This window comes from Sphingobacterium griseoflavum, from assembly GCF_014653155.1.
Taxonomy (GTDB): domain Bacteria; phylum Bacteroidota; class Bacteroidia; order Sphingobacteriales; family Sphingobacteriaceae; genus Sphingobacterium; species Sphingobacterium griseoflavum.
The window spans coordinates 1-752 of record NZ_BNAF01000026.1; the positions used below are offsets into that span (position 1 = coordinate 1).

1 tRNA gene and 1 rRNA gene are annotated in these 752 nt (G+C 53.2%); both read left to right on the forward strand.

The window, feature by feature from the left end:
- A 16S ribosomal RNA gene (locus tag IE165_RS18450) occupies positions 1 to 335 on the forward strand; the annotation flags it as partial.
- Positions 336 to 528: 193 nt separating this feature from the next.
- A tRNA-Ile gene (locus IE165_RS18455) sits at positions 529 to 602 on the forward strand.
- Positions 603 to 752: the final 150 nt, after the last annotated feature.

A 752-nucleotide genomic window follows, 5' to 3' on the forward strand; every position in this document is an offset into this window, starting at 1 on the left:
CATCATGGCCCTTACGTCCGGGGCTACACACGTGCTACAATGGATGGTACAACGGGCAGCTAGGCGGCAACGTCATGCCAATCTCTAAAAGCCATTCACAGTTCGGATCGGGGTCTGCAACTCGACCCCGTGAAGTTGGATTCGCTAGTAATCGCGTATCAGCAATGACGCGGTGAATACGTTCCCGGGCCTTGTACACACCGCCCGTCAAGCCATGAAAGTTGGGGGTGCCTAAAGCATGTAACCGCAAGGAGCGTGTTAGGGCAAAACCGATAATTGGGGCTAAGTCGTAACAAGGTAGCCGTACCGGAAGGTGCGGCTGGAATACCTCCTTTCTAGAGTGTCCGTGACTGGCACTCGTTGCGCCACATCATGATCGTTGAAAAGTATTGGGTACAGCGTATAGCGTATTGCGAACCTGCACGAGATGCCGGTAGCGGACACGCGACAGTGCCCACATCTAAGAAAAGAAGAAAGTGCCCACCCCGAGAGGACGTGGATACCGAGAGAAGATGAGAAAGATAAGCTAGTCCCGTAGCTCAGTTGGTTAGAGCACTACACTGATAATGTAGGGGTCAGCAGTTCAAATCTGCTCGGGACTACGGAAGGTAATGCGTACAGCGTATTGCGTACAGCGACATTGGAATCGCACTGCGCACTACCCAATACCCACTACCAAGAAGGGGGATTAGCTCAGCTGGCTAGAGCACCTGCCTTGCACGCAGGGGGTCAACGGTTCGAATCCGTTATTC